This window comes from Streptomyces sp. Alt3, from assembly GCF_030719215.1.
GTDB lineage: Bacteria > Actinomycetota > Actinomycetes > Streptomycetales > Streptomycetaceae > Streptomyces > Streptomyces glycanivorans.
Genome location: NZ_CP120983.1, coordinates 515,172 through 539,180, shown reverse-complemented (window position 1 = coordinate 539,180; position 24,009 = coordinate 515,172). Strand labels below are relative to the sequence as shown.

General features: G+C 71.9%; 19 protein-coding genes and 1 pseudogene. 16 read left to right on the top strand and 4 right to left on the bottom strand.

Annotated elements, in window-relative coordinates; translation table 11 throughout:
• Window positions 1–29: 29 nt before the first annotated feature.
• Window positions 30–1,097: an LLM class flavin-dependent oxidoreductase gene (locus tag P8A20_RS02475; RefSeq protein WP_306102758.1), complete on the bottom strand. Its 1,068-nt coding sequence runs from the start codon at window positions 1,095–1,097 to the stop codon at window positions 30–32.
• Window positions 1,098–1,686: 589 nt separating this feature from the next.
• Here P8A20_RS02475 and P8A20_RS02470 point away from each other — a divergent pair.
• Window positions 1,687–2,355: a HEAT repeat domain-containing protein gene (locus tag P8A20_RS02470; RefSeq protein WP_147960914.1), complete on the top strand. Its 669-nt coding sequence runs from the start codon at window positions 1,687–1,689 to the stop codon at window positions 2,353–2,355.
• A 6-nt stretch (window positions 2,356–2,361) separates the two neighbouring features.
• Window positions 2,362–3,360 carry a MerR family transcriptional regulator gene (locus tag P8A20_RS02465; protein ID WP_147960915.1) on the top strand — a complete coding sequence of 333 codons (999 nt, stop codon included), beginning with the start codon at window positions 2,362–2,364 and terminating at the stop codon, window positions 3,358–3,360.
• Between the two features lie 67 nt (window positions 3,361–3,427).
• On the opposite strand, the gene P8A20_RS02460 is transcribed toward P8A20_RS02465, so the two are convergent.
• Window positions 3,428–5,260, bottom strand: a complete 1,833-nt coding sequence (locus P8A20_RS02460) for an ABC transporter ATP-binding protein (RefSeq protein ID WP_147960916.1) — start codon at window positions 5,258–5,260, stop codon at window positions 3,428–3,430.
• Window positions 5,261–5,729: 469 nt separating this feature from the next.
• Complete coding sequence (locus tag P8A20_RS02455; RefSeq protein ID WP_306102757.1) at window positions 5,730–6,206, bottom strand: DUF5709 domain-containing protein; 477 nt, start codon at window positions 6,204–6,206, stop codon at window positions 5,730–5,732.
• 213 nt (window positions 6,207–6,419) lie between these two features.
• Here P8A20_RS02455 and P8A20_RS02450 point away from each other — a divergent pair, with 213 nt between their 5' ends.
• The 10 genes from P8A20_RS02450 to P8A20_RS02405 are packed head-to-tail and all read left to right on the top strand — an operon-like array spanning window position 6,420 to window position 17,708.
• Window positions 6,420–7,676 (top strand): ATP-grasp domain-containing protein, encoded by a 1,257-nt coding sequence (locus P8A20_RS02450; RefSeq protein WP_306102756.1) that lies wholly within the window; start codon window positions 6,420–6,422, stop codon window positions 7,674–7,676.
• Window positions 7,673–8,551: a Rossmann-like domain-containing protein gene (locus P8A20_RS02445; protein WP_306102755.1), complete on the top strand. Its 879-nt coding sequence runs from the start codon at window positions 7,673–7,675 to the stop codon at window positions 8,549–8,551. The genes P8A20_RS02450 and P8A20_RS02445 overlap by 4 nt, the downstream gene beginning before the upstream one ends.
• Window positions 8,548–9,633, top strand: coding sequence for a PLP-dependent cysteine synthase family protein (locus tag P8A20_RS02440; RefSeq protein WP_306102754.1), 1,086 nt, complete (start codon window positions 8,548–8,550; stop codon window positions 9,631–9,633). The genes P8A20_RS02445 and P8A20_RS02440 overlap by 4 nt, the downstream gene beginning before the upstream one ends.
• Window positions 9,630–10,697, top strand: coding sequence for an enolase C-terminal domain-like protein (locus tag P8A20_RS02435; protein WP_147960920.1), 1,068 nt, complete (start codon window positions 9,630–9,632; stop codon window positions 10,695–10,697). Before P8A20_RS02440 ends, P8A20_RS02435 begins: the two co-directional genes overlap by 4 nt.
• Window positions 10,694–11,968, top strand: coding sequence for an MFS transporter (locus P8A20_RS02430; RefSeq protein WP_147960921.1), 1,275 nt, complete (start codon window positions 10,694–10,696; stop codon window positions 11,966–11,968). Before P8A20_RS02435 ends, P8A20_RS02430 begins: the two co-directional genes overlap by 4 nt.
• Window positions 11,965–12,816: a class I SAM-dependent methyltransferase gene (locus tag P8A20_RS02425; protein ID WP_306102753.1), complete on the top strand. Its 852-nt coding sequence runs from the start codon at window positions 11,965–11,967 to the stop codon at window positions 12,814–12,816. The genes P8A20_RS02430 and P8A20_RS02425 overlap by 4 nt, the downstream gene beginning before the upstream one ends.
• Complete coding sequence (locus tag P8A20_RS02420; protein WP_306102752.1) at window positions 12,813–14,408, top strand: ABC transporter substrate-binding protein; 1,596 nt, start codon at window positions 12,813–12,815, stop codon at window positions 14,406–14,408. Before P8A20_RS02425 ends, P8A20_RS02420 begins: the two co-directional genes overlap by 4 nt.
• Window positions 14,405–15,358: an ABC transporter permease gene (locus P8A20_RS02415; RefSeq protein WP_306102751.1), complete on the top strand. Its 954-nt coding sequence runs from the start codon at window positions 14,405–14,407 to the stop codon at window positions 15,356–15,358. The genes P8A20_RS02420 and P8A20_RS02415 overlap by 4 nt, the downstream gene beginning before the upstream one ends.
• Window positions 15,355–16,164 carry an ABC transporter permease gene (locus tag P8A20_RS02410; protein WP_306102750.1) on the top strand — a complete coding sequence of 270 codons (810 nt, stop codon included), beginning with the start codon at window positions 15,355–15,357 and terminating at the stop codon, window positions 16,162–16,164. Before P8A20_RS02415 ends, P8A20_RS02410 begins: the two co-directional genes overlap by 4 nt.
• Entirely contained in the window at window positions 16,161–17,708 is a 1,548-nt protein-coding gene (locus tag P8A20_RS02405; protein ID WP_306102749.1) for an ABC transporter ATP-binding protein, read from the top strand. Before P8A20_RS02410 ends, P8A20_RS02405 begins: the two co-directional genes overlap by 4 nt.
• A gap of 77 nt (window positions 17,709–17,785) precedes the next feature.
• On the opposite strand, the gene P8A20_RS02400 is transcribed toward P8A20_RS02405, so the two are convergent.
• Window positions 17,786–18,433, bottom strand: a complete 648-nt coding sequence (locus P8A20_RS02400; RefSeq protein ID WP_147960927.1) for an HD domain-containing protein — start codon at window positions 18,431–18,433, stop codon at window positions 17,786–17,788.
• Between the two features lie 221 nt (window positions 18,434–18,654).
• On the opposite strand from P8A20_RS02400, the gene P8A20_RS02395 reads away from it, so the two are divergent.
• The 4 genes and pseudogenes from P8A20_RS02395 (at window position 18,655) to P8A20_RS02380 (ending at window position 23,972) form a co-directional block, all read left to right on the top strand.
• Window positions 18,655–20,193: a carboxylesterase/lipase family protein gene (locus P8A20_RS02395; RefSeq protein ID WP_306102748.1), complete on the top strand. Its 1,539-nt coding sequence runs from the start codon at window positions 18,655–18,657 to the stop codon at window positions 20,191–20,193.
• 264 nt (window positions 20,194–20,457) lie between these two features.
• Window positions 20,458–21,591, top strand: a complete 1,134-nt coding sequence (locus P8A20_RS02390) for a S1 family peptidase (RefSeq protein WP_306105104.1) — start codon at window positions 20,458–20,460, stop codon at window positions 21,589–21,591.
• A gap of 134 nt (window positions 21,592–21,725) precedes the next feature.
• Window positions 21,726–22,429: pseudogene (locus P8A20_RS02385) on the top strand (SDR family NAD(P)-dependent oxidoreductase); the annotation flags it as partial.
• 415 nt (window positions 22,430–22,844) lie between these two features.
• Entirely contained in the window at window positions 22,845–23,972 is a 1,128-nt protein-coding gene (locus P8A20_RS02380) for a DUF1996 domain-containing protein (RefSeq protein WP_306102747.1), read from the top strand.
• Window positions 23,973–24,009: the final 37 nt, after the last annotated feature.

Genomic DNA, 24,009 nt, shown 5'->3' with positions numbered 1-24,009 from the left:
CGGGCCGACCTTCCGCCGTGAGCTGCCCGTCAGCCGTGCCCGCCGCGGAGCAGGGGCAGCAGTTGGTCGCCGATCCGGCTGATCTCCTGCTTGTAGGGAGTGTCGGAGAGGATGAAGTGGGTGATGCCGAGCTTGCGGTAGTTCTCCAGCGCGATGGCGATGTCGTTCGGGGATCCGACCAGCCAGGTGGTCGCGGCCCCGCCCGCCCCGTACCTGCCCGGCGTGGTGTAGAGGCAGGTGTCGAGCACCTCGCCCCGCTCGGCGAGGTCGACGAGCCGCTGCTGTCCCACCGCCCTCCGATGACCTGTCCAGGCGACCGGGTCGGCGGCGGCCAGGGCGGAGACCTTCTCCTCCGCGGCCTGCCACGCCTCCTCGGTGGTGTCACGCACCACCGTGGTGATCCGCAGCCCGTACTCGAGGGGCTTGTGCCGACGGCCCACCTCCTCACTCAACACTGCGAGCCTGTCGATGCGTTCGGCGACTCCGTCGAGTGGCTCGCCCCAGAAGAGCTGGACGTCCGCCTCGGCAGCCGAGACCCGTTCGGCCGCCAGGGAGGCGCCGCCGAAATAGAGCGTCGGGTGTGTCCTCCCGCCGATCGCGTACGGGCGGGGGGCGACCGTGGAGTTGGTCACCTGGTAGTACTCCCCGCTGGACGTGACGTCCTCCTCGGTCCACAGACGCCGCAGGAGGTGGAGGAACTCCTGTGTCCGTGCGTACCGTCGCGCCGGTTCGACGGTGGTGTCGCCGTAGGCGCCGAGGTCGTCGGCTCCGCTGACGATGTTGAACAGGACCCGTCCGCGGCTGAGCTGGTCGAGGGTGGCAGCCGCCGCCGCGAGCTGGGCCGGCTGCCAGTAGCCGGGACGCACCGCGATCAGGGGCTCGAACGCCGTGGTGCGCGCGGCGAGCGCCGTGGCCACGGTGAAGGTTTCGGGGCGGCCCCAGCCGGTGCCCAGCAGGGCGCCGCTCCAGCCGTGTGCCTCCGCCGTGCGGGCCAGGTCGGTCGAGTACTCGATCGACCCCCAGTCGGCCGTCGTGTCGTCGCCCCGGTGACCCGGCTCGACGGTGTTGGGGATGTACCAGAGGAACTTCGGGTTCATCGTGTCTTCCGATCACTGCTGGCCCTCGCGCCGGAGCGCGACCGGGCAGGACGATGGTGAGGAGGAGAAGGGGGAGATCGGGTCTGTCCCCGGCTCCGACGGGACGCGGGTGTTCGTACGCGGCCCGCAGTGTCGTACCGGAACCGCCGTGCCGGGCCCGCGGTGTCGTGCCGGAACCGCCGTGCCGGGTCAGTCGGAATGCGTGGAAGAACGGTCGTCACCGGGGTCCGCGCCGCTCGGAGATCCATGGCGCACGGTCCGCACAGGACGGCGGAGCGGGATCAGCCCAGGGGGAGCGGACGTCGCGGAGACAGGGGTGGGGTGAAGGTCAACACCCGGCGCTGGACGCGCGGACGAGGTGGGGACAGCGCTCGCCGGGAAGGGGCTGGACCTCGTACATGCGGTCGAGTCTCGGTGGGGTCGTCGGGAATGTCAATGAGCTCCCGCGCCTGCTGCCGGGCCGGAGGAGCCGGGGTGGGCCGGGGCGCGAGTCGGGCATCGGGGCTCGGCCCACCCGGCGCGGCTGCGCGGCCACGCTTGACCTTGACACGATGACAAGGTCTTCGGTGTGGCTGAAGGAGGTGGCCGGATGACCACGCAGAAGCAGGACACAGCCACGATTCGAGCTCTTCAGGGGCTGGCGGACCCCCGTCCCTCGGTACGGCTCCGGGCGGCTCTGGCGATCGGTACGACCCCTGACCCGCGCTTCGTCGACCCGCTCGTCGAACGATGCGCGATCGAGCCGGAGTTCTATGTGCGTGACATGCTCACCTGGGCACTCACCCGCCACCCTGCATCGGTGACTGTCCCGGAACTCGTCGAGGAGGTCCGCTCGACGCGCGCGCAGGCACGGAGCCAGGCGTTGCACACGCTCTCCAAGATCGGGGATCGCCGGGCGTGGCCCGCGATCACCAGGGAGCTTCTGTCCGACGTCGACGACGAGGTGGCCCGGAGCGCCTGGCGCGCGGCGGTCCTGCTCGTGCCGGAAGGTGAGGAGCACGAGCTGGCCGCAGTATTGTCCACACAGCTCGGGCGCGGAGAACGGGAGACGCAGCGGAGCCTCAGCAGGGCGCTCGTCGCGCTCGGTGGGGCGATCCTGCCGTTCCTGCACGCGGCGATGACGGATTTGGACCCTCGCGTGCGTGCGCACGCGATCGCCACGGACAAGCTGGTGCGCGACCCCGAGACCGGATTCGAGTCCGCGATCGAGGAGGCGAAGCGCGTCGTGGCCCTCGGCGTGACAGGTCAGGAGGGGTGACAGGCGGTGTTGATCGGTGAGGTGGCACGGCGGTCCGGAGTCAGCGCCCGCATGCTCAGGCACTACGACTCGCTCGGTCTGGTGCGCCCGACCGGCCGTTCCGGCAACGGTTATCGCGAGTACTCCGACGACGACATCCGGCGGATCTTCCACGTCGAGAGCCTGCGGTCACTGGGCCTGTCGCTCCGTGACGTCGGGCGCGCGCTCGAGGACCCCGGCTTCACGCCGTCCGAGCTCGTCGACGACCTCATCCTCCGGACCCGGGAACGCATCGCGGCGGAGACGGAGCTGCTCACGCGACTTCGTCGTATCGGGGCAGCGGAACCCGCCGACTGGCAGGACGTCCTCCAGACCGTCACGCTTCTCCACGCGCTGGGATCGAAGAGCGCGGGGACGCGCCAGCGCGCGGCGCTGTCGTCGGTCGACGAGGTTCCGGTGGAGGCACTGGTCGAGGCGGTACTGAGCGAGAGGGACCACAACGTCGCAGGAGCTCTTCGATGGGCCCTGGCGCAATCGGGCGACAGGGGGCCGGTGCTGTTGGCGGAGGGCCTCGCCTCACCCGCCCCCGAGGTGCGGAAACGTGCCGTCCGGTCCCTCGCCGGGATTCCGGGCGGCAGGGCGACCGCGCTGCTGGGGGACGCCCTCGCGAACCCCGACGTCGTGGTCCGCAGGTATGCCGCACTCGAGCTCGGGGCGCGCGGAGTGGCCGACGCCGTCCCGACTCTCGTCGACATGGTCGCCGAGGAGGCGAACGACGTCGACGCGGCCGACGTACTGAGTGCCCTGGCGAGCAGCCCGGAGTCGGCGGAGCGCATCGCTGCCGGGCTGGTCGAGCGTCTGGCTCGCGGTGTGGCCGGACCGACCGCCCGCCGACGGCTGACGGAGGCGCTCGCGGACATTCCCGGGAGTACGGCGTCGCGGGCCCTCGCGGATCTCTCCCGGGACGAGGACCGCGCCGTGGCGCTGACCGCGGCGTACGTGCTCAGGTTGCGTGAAGGGCGCTGACGGATTCCGCCCCGGGCGCCGTCGGGCGTGGGAGACCCCCGATGTCCGGCATCGGGGGTTCCCGCGGTCACCGCGCCTGATCGGCCGTGGCCGCCGCTTCGCCGTTGGCCGTGTCGACGAGGAAGCCGCCGGACTGGTGGTGCCAGAGCTTGGCGTAGGCGCCGTCGGTGTTCAGGAGCTCGTGATGCGTTCCCTGCTCGACGATGCTGCCGTGGTCGAGGACGATCAGGTGGTCCATGGCCGCGACCGTACTCAGGCGGTGCGCGACGACCAGCGCGGTCCTGCCCTCCATCAGCTGCCACAGTGCCTGCTGCACGAGGGTCTCGCTCTCGGAGTCCAGCGCGCTGGTCGCCTCGTCCAGCAGCAGGATCGGCGCGTCGCGAAGGATCGCCCGGGCCAGTGCGACCCGCTGACGCTGCCCGCCCGAGAGCTTGACGCCGCGTTCCCCGACCATCGTGTCGAAGCCCGAGGGGAGTTGGTCGGCGAACTCCGTCACGTGGGCCGCGTCGGCGGCGGCGCGGATCTCGGCGTCGGTGGCGTCCGGCCGGGCGAACTGGATGTTCTCGCGCAGGGTGCGGTGGAACATGGCCGGTTCCTGCGGGACGTAGGCGATCAGGCTCCGCAGATCGGACTGCCGTAGCCGACTGATGTCCTGACCGCCGATCATGATGCGGCCGGACCGGACGTCGGACATCCGCAGGAGCAGCCGGGTGAGGGTGGTCTTGCCGCCGCCGGACCGCCCGACGAGGCCGATCCGCGCTCCGCTCGGCACGTCCAGCTGAAGTCCCTCGAAGATCGGGTCGCCCCCGTCATGGGCGAAGGTGACGTGCTCGAAGCGGATGTCCGCCGCCTGCTGGGCCAGTGGCTCGGGCGTCGCGGGGTCGAGCACGGTGGGCGGCGCCAGCAGCAGCTCGGTGAACTGCGCGGCCTCGGTCATCGAGCTCTCGAGACGGCGGTAGATCTGGTTGAACTCGAACATGATGCGGGTCGAACCGGTGTAGTACGTGAAGGCGACCACGATCGCTTCCACGCTGCCGCCACCGGCGCCGATTCCTACGGCGAGGAGCAGGCCAAGCCCGTTGGTGAGCACGGAGAGCGGTGCCACGAGAGTGTCGATGCGGAGGTTGCCGTAGTCCCACGAGCGCAGAGTCAGGCGCCTCGACTCCGCGACCCGCGCCCGGTGTTCGGCCGCCTCGCGCTCCTCGGCGGCGAAGGCGCGCACCGTGTCCATGTTCATCAGCGCGTCGGACACATGGCCCGACACCCGCGCGATGGCCTCCTCGCGCCGGTTGACCAGCTTCTGGCGGCGCCGGATCAGCGGCGCGGCGCACACCGCGGTCAGCGTGATCATGATCAGCAGACCGGCCACCAGCAGGGGGTCGTAACTCCACAGGATGACCGTGCCGAACAGGAGTGGGGCCAGGCTTCCCACGATGTTGAACGTGAGGGTGTCGACGAACTCCTCGAAGCGGGAGGCGAAGCTCAGCACCCGCTTGGTGAGTGATCCTGCGAAGTTGTCCTGGAAGAACGAGGCGTCCTTGGCGAACAGGGCGTCCATGCCGGTGACGTACAGGTGCTCGATGCCGCGGGCGTCCACGCGGTTGAGGCAGTGCAGGCCCGCCCGCCACATGGCCTCCGCGAGGAGCAGAACCGCGGCGAACACCCCGACGTAGGGGAGTGCCTCACGCACGCCGATTGCCCCGTCCTCGGCGATACGGCCGACGAGCTTGGCGACGACGAGCGGCGCCAGGTAGGTGATCCCGATGTTGCCGAGCGCCGGGAGAGCGAGAGCGAATACCGAAAGTCTGCGCTGGCGGGACAGTTCGCCCAGATAGTGGCGGAGTGCGAGCCGGACCGGGCCGTTGCCCGGCCCGGTGCCGTGAGACTGCTGCGATCCCATGCCGACCTCATGTCGTTTCGCGGGCAGTTGCTCCGGACTTCGCCATGGCCGGCCTCCGGAGGGGCGGCGCCGCGCAGGCGGAAGCGCTCGCCGCGCGTCTGCGGCAAGAGATCCGGAAGAGACGAGTCTCCCGTGGCCGGCGGCTCGGCGTCCAAGCGTTTTCGGGGAGCACGGGCAGCACGGCGGCGCTTTCCGGCCGCTCGGCCGCCACGTTCCGCACCGTGGTGCGCCCGCGTGCACGGGCGCGGGCACGCAGGACCTGTACGTGCTCGGACGGCTCGCGGAGCCGGGGTGCGCGGGCTCGCGCGCGCCCGTGCGCGGGCGGCATACCGACGGACCGGCCGATGTGGCGGGGAGGGACCTCGCGCGCACGCGTGCGGGCGCGGCACAACCTGAGGGGTCCTCGGAGGGGGATAGGGGGCGGCGTACTCGGCGGCGGTCGTGACGGCGCGGGCCGGGGGCGGGGCCCTCAGCGGGCCGGTTCCTCCCCGAACAGGTCTCTCTCCTCGGGAATCAGATGCATCGCGGCTTCCTCGGCGGACGCCGCCGCACCGTCTATGCCGACATCCTGTGCGGTGAGGGTGGAGGGCACATGCCCGTCGCCCTCCTGGGTGAGTCTGCCCGCGCGGTCCGTCCCCACTTCCGTGTCGTAGAGCTCCCCGTCGCCGTCCGCGAGGTCGCCCGGACCGTCGGGGACGGGTTCGTCCCCCTCGGGAACCTCCCTGGTCAGACGGTGGTCGAGGGATTCGCCCGTGTGCTGTTCCGAGGCCGTGGTGCCCTCGTCGTCGACCGCCCAGGGCCGTTCCGGCGGCGAGTAGCCCTCGTCCAGGACGTCGGCGAGCCCGGACGTGTCGAGGGTGTCCTCCAGATCCAGCAGGTCGGCAGGGTCGGAGGCCTCCGGCTCTTGCGGCTGGTAGACGTCGTCCCCCCGGTCGCTGTCGGTCATGGCGTACCCCTTCCTGCGGGTCCCCCTGTATGCAATTCCACTCCGGTCCGGCGAGTGACGCAACGGAAGCCGTTTCCCAGTAGAAGTGACGCTGTTTTAGATGACAATGAAAACGATTGTCGATAGCGTGTGTGCGGTCGGGCCGGGAGCCTCCGAAAGGGGGTGATCCCTGCCTGTCCTTATGCCCGACGTCCTTGTGAGAAGGGGGAGTTCATGGCTCATCTGTTGGTGGTCGAGAGCTGGGTCGGATCGATGAGCAGGCTGCTGCCACGGGCCCTGGAGGGGGCGGGACACCACTTCACCTTCCTCACCCGCGACCTGCAGCACTACCTCCGGTCCGCACCGGAGGGAACGGCCCATCCGCTGCTCACCGCCCGTAACGTCGTCACCGCGCCCACCAATGACCTCGGTGAGCTGCTTCCGCAGGTCCAGCGGCTGCACGAGGCCCTCCGCTTCGACGGGGTGGTGACCTCCTGTGACTACTATCTGCCGGCCGCTGCTCGGATCGCCGGCCTGCTTGGCCTGCCCGGTCCGTCGGCCGAAGCCATGGAGAACGCCTGCCGCAAGGACGCCACCCGTCGTGTCCTGAGTGCGGCCGGTGTCCCCGGACCCCGCTTCGCGGTGTGCGCGGACGGGGCGGAGGCGGCCGTGGCCGCCCGTGACCTCGGCTATCCCCTCGTGGTCAAACCGGTGGACCTCTGCGCGGGCATGTTCGTGCGCCGGGTCGACGACGAGGACCAGCTGGCCGAGGCGTGCGCGGCCCAGGCCGCCTTCCCGTACAACGCCAGGGGGCAGCGGCGTACGCCCCACGTCCTGCTGGAGGAGTTCCTCCGCGGCCCCGAGGTGAGCGTCGAGACCGTGACCTGCCGGGGCGTCGCCCACGTCGTCGGAGTCACGGACAAGAGCGTCGGCGGGGCCCCGGCCTTCGTCGAGACCGGCCACATGTTCCCGGCCGCCCTGTCCCCGGACGACCTCGCCGCAGCCACCGGAACCGCGCTGAGCGCCGGTGCGGCGCTCGGCCTCGACGACGTCGTGGCGCACACCGAGATCAAACTGACCGAGGGAGGCCCCAGGGTCGTGGAGGTCAATCCCCGCCCCGCGGGCAATCGCATCACCGAGCTGGTCCGCCACGTCACCGGGATCGACCTCGCCACCGCCTGCATCGACGTGGCGCTCGGCCGAGAACCCGACCTCCGTCCCCGCACAACCGGGATGCGGAGCGCGGCCATCGGGTTCCTCGTGCCCGACCTCGCGGGAACCCTTGCGTCCGTGGAGGGCGCCGACCGTGTGCGGGAGGCCCACGGTGTGCTGGAGGTCCAGATCGCGGAACCGGGGCGCACGGTCGAGGCCGCGGACAGCAACAACGCCTACCTCGGGCACGTCATGGCGGGCGACGCCGCCGGCCTCGGCGCCCGGGACCGCGTCGAGGCGCTCCTCGCGGGACTGCGGCCCCTGCTGGTGAGCTCATGACGACGACCTCACGCCCGCCCGCCTCCTGCCTCGGCACCCTCCTCGACCAGGCCCTGCGGGGTGAACTCGGACCGGACCCCTCGACCCGGCTGATCTCGGTGGCCTTCACGACGTCCCAGGCCGCACGGCACGACGGCAGGCAGGGCGGATACCGCAACGAGGTCCTGAGCCTGCGCCTGGAGCGCGCGGTCGGCTCGTGCGCGGTCGAACCTGGAGCCCTTCCCGCCGGAGCCGTCGAGGACTGTGCCGGCGCCGACGTGGCAGAGCTCCTCGCCCATCCGCTGCTGCCGGTCCGGGTCGCGGCCCTGGACGCCTATCTGACGGACGTCACTCCCCACACCCCTGACCACGGGGCGCAGCCGGTGACCGTCCCCGCCGGAAGCTCGCTCGAACGGTCCCGGGCGCGGGCCACCGCCGTCGCCGACCTGCTGGACGTGTCGCCCGGCGGCACCGTCCTGGTCGTCGGCGTCGTGAACTCCCTTCTGTACGAACTGCGTTCGCGCGGCCTCACCGTCATTCCCTGTGACCTGAAGGGAGGAACCACCGACTGGGGGGAGCCCATCGGTACGGACGCCCTCAAGGGGATCGGCCACTGCGACGCGGTGCTGGCCTCCGGTATGACCCTGGGCAACGGGACCTTCGACCCGCTGCGCAGGAGCGCCTGGAAGCGCCGGAAGCCACTGGTCATGTTCGCCCAGACCGGCAGCGCGGTCCTGCCCCGGTTCCTGGGCGCCGGAGTCACCGCGGTGTGCGCCGAGCCGTACCCCTTCTTCTGGCTCGACGGCGGGCCCGGCACCATCCACCGCTACCGCGCGGGCGACGGCGGACCCGACGCCGTCCCCCGCAGCCGCCCGTACGACGGAGGCACCTCGTGACCACGGCATCCCTGCCCGCTCTCGCACCCAACCGCGAACTCCTCGCCCTCATCGGCCGCACCCCGCTCGCCAGGATCACCACCGGACTGCCCCTGCCCCACCCGGGCTTCTGGGCCAAGCTCGAAGGACACGGCGTCGGCGGCATGAAGGCACGTGCCGCGGTGTCCATGCTCCTCGGAGCCGAGGAGCGCGGCGAACTCCTCCCCGGCGCACCCGTCGTGGAATCGACCTCCGGCACGCTCGGCATAGGCCTCGCCTTCGCCGGACAGGCGCTCGGACACCCCGTCGTGCTCGTCGGCGACAGCGAACTGGAGCCTTCGATGCGGCAGTTGCTGCGCTCGTACGGAGCGCGTCTCGAACTCGTCGACCGGCCCAAGGCGAACGGCGGCTGGCAGGGCGCCCGCCTGGACAGGCTGCGCGACCTGCTCGCCCGGCTGCCAGGGGCGTACTGGCCCGACCAGTACAACAACCCGGACAACACAGCGGGTTACGCCTCACTCGCAGCCGAACTGGCAAGCCGGCTCGCCCACCTCGACATCCTCGTGTGCAGTGTCGGCACGGGAGGGCACAGCGCCGGGATCGCCGGACCACTGCGCCGGCACTGGCCGGGACTGCGGCTCATCGCCGTCGACTCCACCGGCTCCACCATCTTCGGGCAGGCGGCGACGCCCCGGCTGATGCGGGGTCTCGGCAGCAGCATCCATCCGCGCAACGTCGCCTACGACGCGTTCGACGAGGTCCACTGGATCGGCCCCGCCGAGGCCGCCGACACCTGCCGGCGACTCGCCCGGGAGAACTTCGTCAGCGGCGGCTGGAGCACAGGAGCCGTCGCGCGCGTGGCCGCCTGGGCCGCCCGCACACACCCCGGCGCCGCTGTCGCCACCGTCTTCCCCGACGGACCTCACCGCTACCTCGGCAGCGTCTACGACGACGACTTCATGACCGCCCATCAGCTGGACCCCGATCTCGCGGCCGCCCGCCCCGTCGACGTCCGGCACCCGCGTATCCCGCAGACCGGAGGCTGGACCAGGTGCACCACCGTCACCGATCCGCTGGCGGAACGCCTGGAGCGGCAGCCGTGAAACTCACCCAGCACACCGTGCGACTCGTGCTCGCCGAGCCGCTGCGCATCTCGCGATCGACCATGACGGCCCGCGACGCCGTCTGCCTCACCGTCGAACACGACGGGGCCGACGGCCACGGCGAAGCCGTCACCAGCCACTTCTACGGCCTCGACACCCCCACCCTGCAACGCCTCGCCGCCCGGACCGGTGAGCGGCTCGCCCGCTTCGCCGACCCGGAGACCGCACTGCACGCCCTGCGCGCCGGTGAACTCGACGCGCCCGGCACCCCGGCCGCCATGACCGCCGCCACCGAGTCGGCGCTCCTCGACCTCGTCGGGAAGCGCACCGCCACCCCCGTGCACCGCATCCTCGGGGCCGCGGTGGCCCCGAGGACCGCCACCGCCCGGACGATCTCGCTCACCTCCCCGGGAAGGGCGGCCGCCCAGGCCCGCAGCCTGGCCGGGGCCGGGTTCTCCGTGATCAAGATCAAGGCGGGCGACCGGGACCACGAGACCGATCTCGACCGGGTGCGCGCCGTCCGCGCCGCCGCCCCGGCAGCCCGACTCCTCCTCGACCCCAACGGGGCCTGGTCGGAGTCCCGGGCGCGCGCGCTCCTGCCCCGGTTCGCCGAACTGGGCGTCGAAGCGGTGGAACAACCGCTGACCCCCGGCGACCCGGAGGCCCTCGCGCGGCTCGCCGCCCGCTCACCCCTGCCCGTCATCGCCGACGAGGACGCCGTCACCTACGAGGACGCGCGCCGGCTCGCCGGACGCGTCCACGGCATCAACGTCAAACTCGCCAAATGCGGAGGCGTCCACGCGGCCCTCCGTATCGCCGCCCTGATCGAGGGCAGTGGCACAGACCTGATGCTGGGCTGCCTGACCGCCAGCACCCTGGGCATCGCCCCCGCCGTCCACATCGGCGACCGTGCCCGCTGGACCGACCTCGACGGGCACCTCCTGCTCGCCGACGACCCCTGGACAGGAATCGGGGGCTCCGACGGGTTCGTCGCGGCCGCCGAGCGGCCGGGTCTAGGCGTACGCCCCCGCGCCCGAGCCCAAATCCGGAGCGCGGCCTCATGAACACATGGAACGAGATCCGCGGATTCCCGCTCGCCATTCGCCTGCTGCTGGTCAACCAGCTCGGCGTCAACACCGGCTTCTACCTGCTCGTCCCGTACCTCGCCACCCACCTCGGCGACGACCTCGGGATGTCGGCGGCCGTCGTCGGCATCGTCCTCGGCGTACGCAACCTGAGCCAGCAGGGACTGTTCCTCATAGGCGGCTCCGCCGCCGACCGCCTCGGCGCCCGCGGTGTCATCATCGCCGGCTGCGCGATACGCACCGTCGGCTTCGCCCTCTTCGCGCTCGGCGACGGGCTGCCCGTGCTGCTCGCCGCCTCCGTGCTCAGCGGCGTCGCGGGCGCCCTGTTCAATCCCGCCGTCCGCACCTATCTCGCCCAGGAGGCAGGCGAACGCAGAGCCGAGGCGTTCGCCCTGTTCAACGTCTTCGCGACGACCGGCGCGCTCATCGGCCCCCTCCTGGGCAGCGCCCTGCTGCTCGTCGACTTCCGGGCCTCCGCGCTCACCGCCGCCGGGATCTTCGCCCTGCTCACCGTCGCCCAGGCCCTGGTGCTCCCCGCCCGGCAGGTGCCACCGGCCACCGGCAGCGTCACGGCCGACTGGCGTGAGGCCGTCGGCAACCGCGCCTTCCTCGCCTTCGCACTCGCCATGGTCGGCATGTTCACGCTGGAGAACCAGCTCTACCTCCTGCTCCCGGCCGGAGCCCGGCACGCCACCGGCTGGGACGGTGCCGCCGGGCTCGTCTTCCTGGTCGGGACGATCGCGGGCATCGCCTTCCAGCTGCGGATCACCCGCGCGCTGTCGAGGCGCGGAACGCGAGGGCGCTGGATCGCCGCCGGACTGGTGCTCATGGGGCTGGCCTTCGTCCCGCCGATGCTCGTCGCCGGCACCGGAGCGCCCCCGGGCGGCCCCCTGGACGCCACCCTGCGCGCCCTGCCCGTGCTGGCCGGAGCGCTCCTGCTCCACCTGGGAGTGATGGTGGCTCAGCCCTTCGTCATGGAGCTGATCCCCGGCTTCGGGCGCCAGGAGCTGACAGGCACGTACTTCGGGATCTTCTACGCGGTCTCCGGCATCGCCGCTGCCGTCGGCAACGCTGCCGTCGGCCGGGCCATGGACGCCGCACCACCAGGCGGGGGAGGCGGCCCCGTCGCCCTGCTCCCCTGGGGCTGCTGCCTGGCGGCCGGACTCGTCTCGGCGGCCGCGGTGACCTGGCTGCACCGCAACGGAACCCTGCCCCGGACACGGCCCGCCCCCGTGGCGGTGGCGGCATGAGACACCGGACAGGGAATCTCCTCACCGACAACCCGGAGCTCTACGAGGCCAGGTTCCCCGACCCCGAACACCTCGCGGGGCGGTGGGCGCAGGACATCCTGTGCCGCCACGGCGCCGGCCCCACCGTCCTCGACCTGGGCTGCGGAACAGGCCGTGACGCCGCCTGGCTCCATCACGCGGGACGGCGGGTCACCGCCGCCGACCTCTCCGCTCCCATGCTCGCCCACGCCCGCGCGCGCCACCCGGGGCCTGCCTACGTGACGGCCGATCTCAGCCGGTTCGATTTCGGTCAGCGGGTCTTCGACGCCGTGGTGTGCCTGGACAGTTCGCTGCTGTACTGCCACACCAACGAGCAACTCGACGGATTCCTGAGGTCCTGCCGCCGCACCCTGGTACCCGGCGGCCTGCTGGTCGCGGAGATGCGCAACGGCGCGTACTTCCTCGGCCGGGACGAACCCGCGACCGCGCCGGCCGTCTCCCGCTTCACCTGGCACGGCACGGCCTACCGCTCGACCACCGCACTGCGCGTCGACCGGGCCGCCCAGCTCCTGCGGCGCACCCGGAGCTGGACCGCGGACGACGGCAGCCCGCCCGTCGTGGAGCACTCCGCGTGGCGGCTGCTCCTGCCCCAGGAACTGCGCCACTTCCTCACCGTCCACGGCTTCGACGTACTCGCCCTGCACGACGGCCCCGGGCCGCGCACCGAACCGGCCTGGCAGCCGGGCGCCGGACCCGGGGACACCGCCGACGGCGACCGGCTCCACCTCGTCGCCAGGAAAACCACCGTCGACCCGGCCCGGACGTCCGCCGCCGAACCGGCAAACCCAGCAACAGGAGAGCAACCATGACCGCATCGGCCGACAGACACGATCGCTTCCCCGGCCTGCGCAGACGCGGCTTCCTCGCGGCGGCAGGGGGAGCGGCCGGCCTCGGCGCACTCACGCTCGCAGGATGCTCCGGGCCCGAGGCCACCGGATCCGACGCCGGCAAGGGGGACGGCACGCCCCGGCGCGGCGGACAGGTGCGCGCGGCCTTCGCCGGAGGCGGCGCGAGCGAAACACTCGACCCGCACCTGGGAAACCTCTTCGCCGACGCTGCCCGGAGCAAGGCGCTCTTCGACAAGCTCGCCGACTACGGCGCCGACCTCGCCGCCGTGCCACGCCTGGCCGAGAAGTGGGAGCCGAACGCCGGCCTCGACCGCTGGAACGTCACGCTGCGGCAGGCGCAGTTCCACGACGGGAAGCCGGTGACCGCCGCCGACGTCCTGTACAGCTACCGCCGTATCGCCGACCCCGACAAGGCATTCCGGGCCCGTGCCTCCCTGGAACCCGTCGACCTCGGGGCGAGCCGCGCGACCGGGGAACGGACCGTCGAGTTCGTGCTGAAGCGGCCGACAGCCGAATTCCCCAACGTGATGGCCGCCTTCGGCACCTACATCGTGCAGGACGGTGCCACCGGCTTCGACCGTGAGCCGATCGGCTCCGGCCCCTTCCGCTTCGTCTCCTTCGCGCCCGGACGCTCCACCGTCCTGCGCCGCCACGACGCCCACTGGGACGGCGCCCCCCACCTGGACGAGCTCGAATTCGTCGTCGCCAACGAGGAGTCCGCCCGGATCAACGCCCTCCTCGGAGGCCAGGTCGAGTACGCGCACGAGCTCAACCCCGCCACCGGACGCGCCCACGAGAAGTCGGACAGCGTCACGATCGTCCGGCTCCGCAACAGCGCCATGCAGGCCTTCGCCATGAAGACCGACCGCCCGCCCTTCGACGACCCCCGGGTCCGCGAGGCGTTCTTCCTCATCGCGGACCGCGAGGAACTGGTGAACGGCGCCCTCTCCGGCGCGGGAGAGACGGGCAACGACCTCTTCGGCAAGGGATACGAGTACTACGCGGACGAACTCCCGCAGCGCGAACAGGACATCGACCGTGCCCGCAGTCTCCTGAGGCAGGCCGGTGCGGAGAACCTCAGGGTCACACTCGACACCTCGGCCGTCGCCGCCGGATTCACCGAGGCCGCCGGGATCTTCCGCGACCAGGCGGCACGCGCCGGGGTCACCGTCGACGTACGGATGGGCAGCAAGGACTCCTACTGGAAGGACATCCTCGACACCGGAACCCTGTGCTGCTACCGGTCAGGAGCCATGCCCATCGAGTCCCACATCTCCCAGCGGCTGCTCACCGACTCCACCACCAACGCCACCAAATGGCAGGACAAGAACTTCGACGCCCTCTACCGACAGGCCCAGTCCACCCGCGACCGGACGGCACGGGCCGCCCTCTACGCCCGTATGCAGCGACAGCTCCACACCGAAGGAGGCTTCCTGGTCTGGGGCTTCGGCGACTGGATCCTCGGCACCGCACCCTCCCTGCGGGGTGTCGCCCGCGAGGCGCCCGCCAACACCCTGGACTGGGCACGCTTCGACAAGGTCTGGCTGGCGTGAACGCACTGCGCTCCTGGGTCGCCCGGCGGCTGCTCCTCGGTGCCGTGCAGACCGCGGCAGTCGTGCTGCTGGTCTTCGGGCTCACCGAGGCGCTGCCGGGCGACGCCGCGGTGGCCTTCGCCGGTGACCAGCCCGACCCGCAGCGCATCGCGGCCGTACGCGAGGCGATGGGACTGGACCGGCCCGCCCACGAGCGGCTGGCCGACTGGGTCGTGGGGCTGCTGCACGGCGACTTCGGCACCTCCCTCACCTCGGGGCGGCCGGTGGCCGGATTCCTTGCCGGCGGCTTCGGCCCCACCCTGCTCCTCGCCACACTCACGGTCCTGATCCTGGTCCCCGTGGCGGTCGGCCTCGGCGTACTCGCCGCCCGACACGAGGGGCGTCTCACCGACCGGCTGATCAGCTCCACCACCCTCGGCGTCTACGCCGTGCCCGAATTCGCCCTCGGAGTGCTCCTGGTGAGCGTGTTCGCGCTGCGCCTCGGCTGGTTCCCGCCTACCGCCGTCGGTTACGGCACCGATCTGCTCGCGCACCCCGCCGCGCTCGTCCTGCCCGTCCTGGTCCTGCTCGCCCGGCCCGTCTGCTCGCTCGCACGCCTGGTCAGGGCGGGCATGATCGACGCGCTGGCCGCCCCGTGGACCACCCATGCCGGACGGTACGGAATCCCGGGGGCACGCATCCGCTACGGACACGCCCTGCCCAACGCCCTCGCCCCCGCCACCCAGCAGCTCGCCCGCACCATCGACTGGCTGCTGTGCGGCGTCATCGTCGTGGAGGCCCTCTACGTGATCCCCGGACTCGGCACCGTCCTCATGAACGCCGTCGCCGACCGTGACATCCCCGTCGTCCAGGGACTCGCGGTGGTCTTCGGCGTCGCCACCGTCGTGCTCAACCTCGGCGCCGACCTCGTCACCCACCGGCTCGCACCACGCTCGGGGGTGGCGGCATGAGGCGGCTCCGCAGGTACGGCCCCGGGGCCGCCGTCGTCGCCGTCCCGCTCGGCATCGCCCTGGCCGGCCCGTTCCTCGTGGGGGAGCCCTCGGCACGCGCCGCCTCCTTCACCCTCGGCGCCGGCCACCGGCTCGGCACGGACTTCGTCGGACGGGACGTCGTCCAGCAGGTGCTGCTCGGCGGACGGCCCGTGGTGCTCGTCGCCCTGGCCGCCACGGTGCTCGCCTACCTCGTGGCCCTGCCGCTCGGGCTGGCCTGTGCGCTCACCCACCGCAGGTGGCTGGAGGAAGTGCTGATGCGTCCCCTGGACGTGCTGCTCGCAGTTCCCTCACTGCTGATGATCCTGCTGGTCGCCGCCGCCTTCCCGCCCGGGGCGGCGGGACTCGCCCTGCTGGTGGCCTTCGTGTCCGTCCCGGACGCCGCTCGGATCGTGCGCGCGGCAGCCGCGGAGGCGGCGTCCCGGCCCGCCGTCGAGGCGCTGCGCATGCAGGGGGAGAGCTGGTGGCGCCTCGCCGTCGGATACGTGGGCAGGTCCATCCTGCGCACCCTGGCGGCCGACGCCGGGATCCGGCTGACCGGAGTGCTCTACCTGGTGGCCACCGCGGCCTTCCTGGGCATCGGGGTCGCCCCCGACGCCGCGGACTGGGCCGTGATGGTGGACCGCAACCGCACCGGACTGCTCATCCAGCCCTGGGCGGTCGTCGTGCCGGCCCTGCTCATCGTCGCGCTGACCATGGGCGGCAACCTGCTCGTCGACGCCGCCATGGAGCGCCGTACCCCGGCCCGCAAGGGCCGCCGCTCATGAAGGAGAACCCCGTGATCGCCGCCGTCACCGGACTGACGGTCGAGGTCGACGGCCGCGCACTCGTCGACCGGGTCTCGCTCCGCATCCGCCCCGGCACCGTGACCGCCCTGGTCGGCGCCTCCGGCAGCGGCAAGACCACGACCGGCCTCGCCCTGCTCGGTGAATTCCCCGCTGGTGCGCGCGTGACGGGCGAGGTGGCCGTGCACGGCACCCGCATCGGTTACATCCCCCAGCACCCCGCCGCCGTCCTCAACCCCGCCCGCCGCGCCGGGGCCCTCCTGCGCGACATGGCGCGCACGCAGGTGCGTGACCTGCCCCGGTCACAGCGTCGCGCGGCAGCCCGGCAGCGCGTCACGCAGGCACTCGACGACGCCCAACTCGAGGACGGCGAGCAGGTGCTGGGCCGGTACCCGCACCAGCTCTCCGGAGGACAGCAGCAGCGCCTCGTCCTGGCGCAGGCACTGCTCCTCGGCGCCCGGATCATCGTCGCCGACGAACCCACGACAGGGCAGGACGCCCTGACGACACGTCGGGTCGTCGACCAGCTCGCGGCGGTGGCGGCGCAGGGCATCGCCGTGCTGCTGCTCAGCCACGACCTCGACGTCGTGAGGGAACTGGCCGACGAGGTGCTGGTGATGCGCGGCGGCCGTGTGGTGGAACAGGGCCGGGCCCACCGGGTCCTGGAGGCGCCCACCCACCCGTGGACCAAGGAGCTCCTCGCCGAACCGAGGACCCTGCCGTACGCGGAACCCGGGCGCACCGGTGCCGAGCTGCTGACCGTCGACGCACTCACCGCGCGTCACCGGACAGGCGGGGCCCATGTGCCGGTGCTGAGCGTCGACCGGCTCACCCTCCGCGGCGGTGAGTGCCTGGCCGTCGTCGGACGCTCGGGCAGCGGCAAGACCACCCTCGGGCGCTGCCTCGCCGGACTCCACCGTGACCACACGGGCCGGATCACGCTCGACGGCAGGGAACTGCCGCGCAGTCTGCGGGACCGCAGCAGGGAGCAGCTCGCCGCCGTGCAGTACGTCTTCCAGGACGCACGGGCCGCCTTCGACGAACACCGGCCGGTCCTGGACCAGGTGGCCCGCACGGCGGTGCGCCTGCACGGCACCGAACCCCGGGAAGCGGGGGCCGAGGCGCGGCGGGTGCTGACGGACCTCGGGCTGGCCGAGGAACTCGTCCGCAGGCGGCCCGGCCTCCTGTCCGGCGGCGAACTCCAGCGCGCGGCGCTGGCCAGAGCGCTCCTCGCGCGGCCCCGGGTACTCGTCTGCGACGAGATCACCTCCGGGCTCGACCCGGTCACCAGGCGTTCCCTGCTGGACCTGCTCGCCGCACTGATGCACCGTCAGGACGCGCCCGCCGTCGTGCTGATCACACACGACCTCGACACCGCTGCACCGGCCGACAGGGTGGCCGTGCTGGACGGCGGCGTGGTGGTCGAGGAGGGCCCGAGGGAACAGATCCTGACTGCTCCCCGTCACCCGTTCACGGTCGCGCTGCTCGGTGCGTCGGAGAGATGGGGAGCCGCCGCACGCCGGTGAGACCCGGTCAGCCCGGCTGCCGGTCGTGGCGCCGACCGCGAGGAGCGGTGCGGTGGGTACGAGCCGGCCGGGCCCCGTCACTCCGGCCACGGCGATTCGAGAACGGTGCGTACGAAGTCCCCCCGCTCGAAGCCCGGAACGTAGTGCTGGAGCACGTCGGCCTTGACGTTGCCGAACGTCGTCTCCGGTTTCGGGCGGATTCCCTCGGTGAAGGAGGCGAGGATCCGCCGCTTGAAGTCCGGCCGTGGATGCAGTGCGACGACCGCCGCACGGTCCGCGTCGGAGACGTCCCCGTAGCCGATGCCGAGGACGTCGTACTCCACACCGGCCGTCACCAGCGCCACCTCGGGCTCCATGAAGGCCGGGATGCCAGGGGTGGTGTGCAGGGCGATGGCGGTCCACACCCGCCGCACGCTGTCCTCCGGCACCCCACGGGCCTGCAGGAAGCCGCGTGCCTCGTCCGCACTGTCCACCTCGAAGCGGCGCCCGCTGGAGCGGAAGCGCTCGCCGAGCCCGAGGTCGTGGAACATGGCACCGATGTACAGGAGTTCGGGGTCGAAGGACAGGTCCCGCCGGCGCCCCTGCAGGGCGCCGAAGAGGAAGACCCGGCGGGAGTGGTGGTACACGAGCTCGTCGGTCGTGTCGCGTACGAGCTCGGTCGCCTCGACCGCGAGCCTCGTGTCCGGTACGCGCACGCCTGCCGTCGTGGACGGATCGGCTGCCATGGTGTCACCCAGCTTCCTGTACGACTGATCCTGGCGGGCACGTCCAGAATCCGTGTACGGAGGTCCCGTGCGACGCCGACAGGCCGCACGTCCCCCGACTGACGCACTTCGGATTCACAACAGGGACGCGTCAGTCTGCGCTGTTCAGGTGTTGGCGGGGGCCGCCCGACGGGTGCGAGGCTGGAGCCGCACCCCGGACAGGGGCGGAACGGAGGACAGGGATGAGCGTGTTCACAACGAAGGCCGGAGCGGTCGCCGGGCGAAGGGCCGTCCGTGATCCCGGAGTTGTCGTCCTGCGTGGAATCCCCTACGCCGCCCCGCCCTTCGGCGCCGACAGGTTCCGGGCCCCGCGGCCCGCCGCGCCCTGGGACGGGGTCCGCGACTGCGCGTCGTTCGGGGCCGTCGCCCCCCAGTCGGCCGAGCTTCCCGGCGCGCCGGTCTGGTCGCCGGGCGACGAGGACATTCTGAATCTCAACGTCTGGACCCCGGCCGGCGACGGCGGGGCTCTCCCCGTGCTCGTCTGGATCCACGGCGGCGCCTACGTCTTCGGTTCCTCCGCGCAGCCCGACTTCGACGGGACGTTCCTGGCCGGTCACGGAGTCGTGGTCGTCACCCTCAACTACCGTCTCGGCTTCGAGGGGTTCGGCCACGTCCCGGCCGTGGACGGGGAGGAAGCGTGTCCGGACAACAGGGGGCTGCTCGACCAGATCGCCGCGCTCCGCTGGGTGCGCGACAACATAGCCTCGTTCGGCGGCGATCCGGGCCGGATCACGGTCGCGGGACAGTCCTCCGGAGCGACCTCGGTCGCCTGCCTCATGGCGATGGACGGGGCGCGCGGCCTGTTCCTCCGCGCCGTCGCGCACAGTGCCGTGAACGCCTGCGCAACCCCGGAGTCCGCCGCCCGCACCACGGCGGAGGTGGCCACGGCGGCGGGTGTCCCCGCCACGTACGCAGGGCTGGCGTCAGCCTCCCCGCATGCCCTCGTCGAGGCTTCGGACCGGGTGGCGGAGGGCTACAGGCGGGACCCCGGGTCGGGGCACCGCCACTACGATCCGGCGATCTACGGACCGGTGGCGGGGGTGGCCGGACTGGCCGCCGACCCGCTGACGGCGTGTGCGACGGGAGCGTCCCGCGAGGTGGACCTGATGGTCTGCCACACCGTGGAGGAGTACTGGCTGCTGGACGCCGTGGGCAGTTGCGCGAAGATCACCACGGAGCGGCAGCTCGCCGCGTTCGCCTCCGACCACCGGCTCCCGCCCTCCCTGCTGGACGGCTACCGCGCCCTGATGCCCGGGGCACCGGTGAGCGAGATCTACCTGGCCGTGTACGGGGACCTGATGTTCGGGGAGTACAGCAGCAGACTGGCCGAGTCCCACGCGCGGGCGGGAGGACGGGCCCACCTCGCCCGCTTCGTCCGCCGGCGCGACGGACAGGGGAAGCCGGTCAGGGCCTGGCACTGCGCCGACGTCCCCTTCGCGTTCGGCACCTTGGAGGACGAGGACGTCCACTTCCTCGTCGGGGGATCTCCGGGCGCCGCCGACCGTGAACTCGCCGGGCGGATGGCGCAGGCCTGGGCGGCCTTCGCCGCCACCGGCGATCCCGGCTGGCAACGTATCGGATCCGGCACCGACGCCGCCGTACGGATCTGGGACACCCTCCCGGAGAGCCTCCCAGGGACCTTCCCGGAGAGCAGCGACAGCAGGTGGGACGACTTCCGGGGGCCGTGGAGGACCGCAGGGCTCCCGCTGCTCACCCCCTGACCCCGAGCGGCGGCCGAAGCCTCGGTGCTTCTCCGGGCGCGCGCCCGCGGGCTGCCAGGACGAGGCCGCGGGCGGTCGGCGCCGGGGCGCGGGGCCGTGAGCGGCGGGGCGTGGGCTGTCATTGGCATGGACCTGCCTGACGAACTGGACTACAGTCCGTGGCGGCACTTCTGAGAGCGCTCTCAGACGGCTCTCGGATGCTTCCTGTTCCACCCCCACGATGCTGGAACAACAAGAAGGGGCACTCCCTTGAGACATACGACGATGGTGCGGACCGGTCTGTCCGCCCTGCTCATCATCGGCACCTGGGCGACCGCCGGCCTCACCCAGGCCACGGCAGCCGACTCCCGTTCCTCCGCCGAACCCCAGGCGTCGGCCGGGATCATCACGGCCATGCAGCGCGACCTCGGACTCACGAAGAGTCAGGCCGAGGCGCGGCTCACCGCTGAGAAGAAGGCGACGGCTCTGGAGGGAACCGCGCGGAGCGCGGCCGGGGCCTCGTTCGGCGGCTCCTGGTTCGACGCCGGCAGCGGCAAGCTGACGGTCGCCGTCACGGACGATGCCAAGGCGGGTGCCGTCCGGGCGGCCGGCGCGCAGGTCCGCGTCGTCGACCACACGGCGCGGGAGCTCGACGCCGTGAAGAACCGGCTGGACGCGCTCTCCGCACCCAGCGGCGTCAGCAGCTGGCGCGTCGACCCCCGGGCGAACAGCGTCGTCGTGACCGTGGTCGCCTCCGAGCGGGGTGACAACGATGTCCGCGCCTTCGTCGCCAAGGCGCGCGAGGCCGGCCCCGTCACGATCGAGCAGACCGCCAAGGCGCCTCAGACGTTCGCCGCGGGAACGGTCGGCGGCGACCCGTACTACACCGGGAACGTCCGCTGTTCCATAGGCTTCTCCGTCCACGGAGGCTTCGTCACGGCGGGCCACTGCGGCCAGGCAGGCGGAGCGGTCAGAGGCTGGGACGGCTCGGCCATCGGCAACTTCCAGGGCTCGTCCTTCCCCGACAACGACTACGCCTGGGTGAACGTGGGCAGCGGCTGGTGGACCGTCCCCGTGGTCCTCGGCTGGGGCACCGTCTCCGACCAGTTGGTCCGCGGCTCCAACGAAGCCCCGATCGGCGCCTCGATCTGCCGCTCCGGCTCCACCACCCACTGGCACTGCGGAAACGTCCTCGCCAAGAACGAGACCGTCAACTACAGCCAGGGTGCCGTCCACCAGATGACCAAGACCAGCGTCTGCGCCGAAGGGGGCGACTCCGGCGGCTCGTTCATCAGCGGCGACCAGGCGCAGGGCGTCACCTCGGGAGGCTGGGGCAACTGCAGCAGCGGCGGTGAGACCTGGTACCAGCCCATCAACGAGATCCTCAACCGCTACGGGCTGACCCTCCACACGGCCTGACGGGTGAACTCCGCCGGACGCCTCGGTCCGGCGGGCAGCTGATCGGTCTGCTGCGGCAGCAGGGTGGCCCCCTGTCGCAGCAGACCCCCGGCCGACGTCCATGTCGACCTCGTCGCAGGCGGCAGGGTCGGTCGATGACCGGTATGGACATCACCGCACCACCGGGCAGCGGGATCGCCGTCGTCACCGGAGTCAGCACCGGGACCGGCCGTGCCACGGCCCGCGCGTTCGCCCGGGGGAGCACCCTTGTCGTCGCGATCGGCCGGGTCATGCTGGACGCACACGGCCGACCGGACGTACTGGTCGACAACGCGGGCATCGTGCGTGGCGGTTGCTCTGCACGCTGACGCCGGAAGGCTCACGTCTCAGCTCTGCACGCTGACGCCGGAAGGCATCACCTCCCAGTTCGCCACCAACTTCCCCGCCCCCGCCCTGCTGACGCGGCCGGCTCTGCTCCCGCTGGAGAGAGCCGGCGGGACATCGTCGGCGTCAGTGCGTCAGTGCGTCGGCACGTCGGTGGGGCAGTGTGCCCGGCCCGGCAACTCGGTCTACGCGGCGGGCGAAGCCGCTTCGGAACTGCTCACCCGCAGCTGGGCGGTCGAGCCGGCACCCCGTGGAATCCGTGTGGTGGCCGTCGCCCCCGACATGATCGCGCTCCCATCGGCGGGCATCAGGGTCTGACGCCGGAACGCACGCCGGTGGTCCGGACATGGCAATTGGCGCACACCCGTCGGGCCGGATCGGCGGCCCGGATGAGGTGCCCTGGGCGATCACCGAGCGCCCCGCCCCGGGTACCTCGTCCGTCACGGGGGTGGTGTTCGCGGTCGACGGCGGAGCGGGGCCGAAGTCCGTGACCGGCTGGTGGCCGTGCTCCGGGAGAAGGCCGATGGCGGGACCCACCCGGTGACCTGACGGGGTGTCGCGGTCCTCGGGCGTGAAGACATCTCAGGAGCACGACGGGCAGAACCATGTCCGCGCCTGCGGCTCAGGCACGTCGTGACCGCCCCACGCCACGTCCGCGCCCGGGGCCCGCACATGGCGTGGGCCGATCGCGAGCACCCAGGTGCTCGAAGGCAACTCCCCGTGCATCGCGCTCCGTTCACCAACTCTTGACATGTTCTCAGCGGCGGCGCAACACTGGCAGCGCTTGGGAGAGCGCTCTCCCAAGCGTTCCGTACGACGCACCGTCCAGCTCCACTCTCCCCCCACCGCGCACCCGATGTGCGCGGACGCAGAGCGGCATGGAGGTCCGCATGGCCGAAAGAATCAGCAGATCCACCCTGGTGTCCGCCCTGGTCGTCATCGCGGCACTGGCCCTGGTGATCGCAGGGCTCACAGCGATCGCCAGGGCCGGTGCCCCGGCCGAGGCGGCGCCCGAGGCCGGGGCACCCGCCCCGGCCTCGGGCGTCATGCAGGGGACGCAGCACATGCAGGGGCACGCCATGGCGGCCGCCGACCCGGTCCCCTCGGGGGACGACCCGGACGGCGACGGTTACATCCCGGCGATCCCGCCGGTCACCGGGGTGCAGCCGTCCACCGAGATCCCGCCCCACCGGTACTTCCACGAGTTCCAGGCGAACTGCTCCGTCACCCACACCGGATCGGTCGACCCGATCGTCTACCCCGGTCAGACCGGCAAGTCCCACAACCACACGTTCATGGGCAACGACACCACGGACGAGAACAGCACGACCGCATCGCTCGGGGTGGGCGGTACCGCCTGCAAGGCGCCCGGCGACCTGTCCGCGTACTGGATGCCGACCCTGTACAAGGGGGACCAGGAGGTGCGCCCGGTCGGTCCGCAGACCATCTACTACAAGGCCGGTGTCACCGACTACCGGACCGTGCGGCCGTTCCCGAAGGGGCTGCGCTTCGTCGTCGGCAGCCCGACGCAGACCGCCGCGGAGTTCCGCGACCACCCCGGCATGGTCGAGGGGTACGAGTGCGGTGAGAGCTACCACAACTACGAGTTCCCGGCGACGTGTCCGACCAGCCAGGACACCCAGCTCAACCTCCGTATGCAAGCGCCCAGTTGCTGGGACGGCAAGCATCTGGACACCCCGGACCACAAGGCCCACATGACCTATCCGATCGTGATGGGGGCCAACCAGGACGTCTGCCCGGCCAGTCATCCCGTCGCCCTGCCGATGATCGAGTTCAAGATGGCCTGGCCGGTCAACGGAGACATGTCGCAGGTGAGGCTGGCCAGCGGCACGGGCCACTCCTTCCACTACGACTTCTTCAACGCCTGGGACGACGCCACGCTGGACACGATGGTCGGCCACTGCATCGTGGGCGGCCTCCAGTGCGACGCCCGGGGCTACGACCAGAACAACCCCGGCGAGGGTGCCGCTCTGGACGAGAACTACGAACTGCCCTGACTGTCCCGGCTCTCCCTCATGGATGAACCGCACCCAT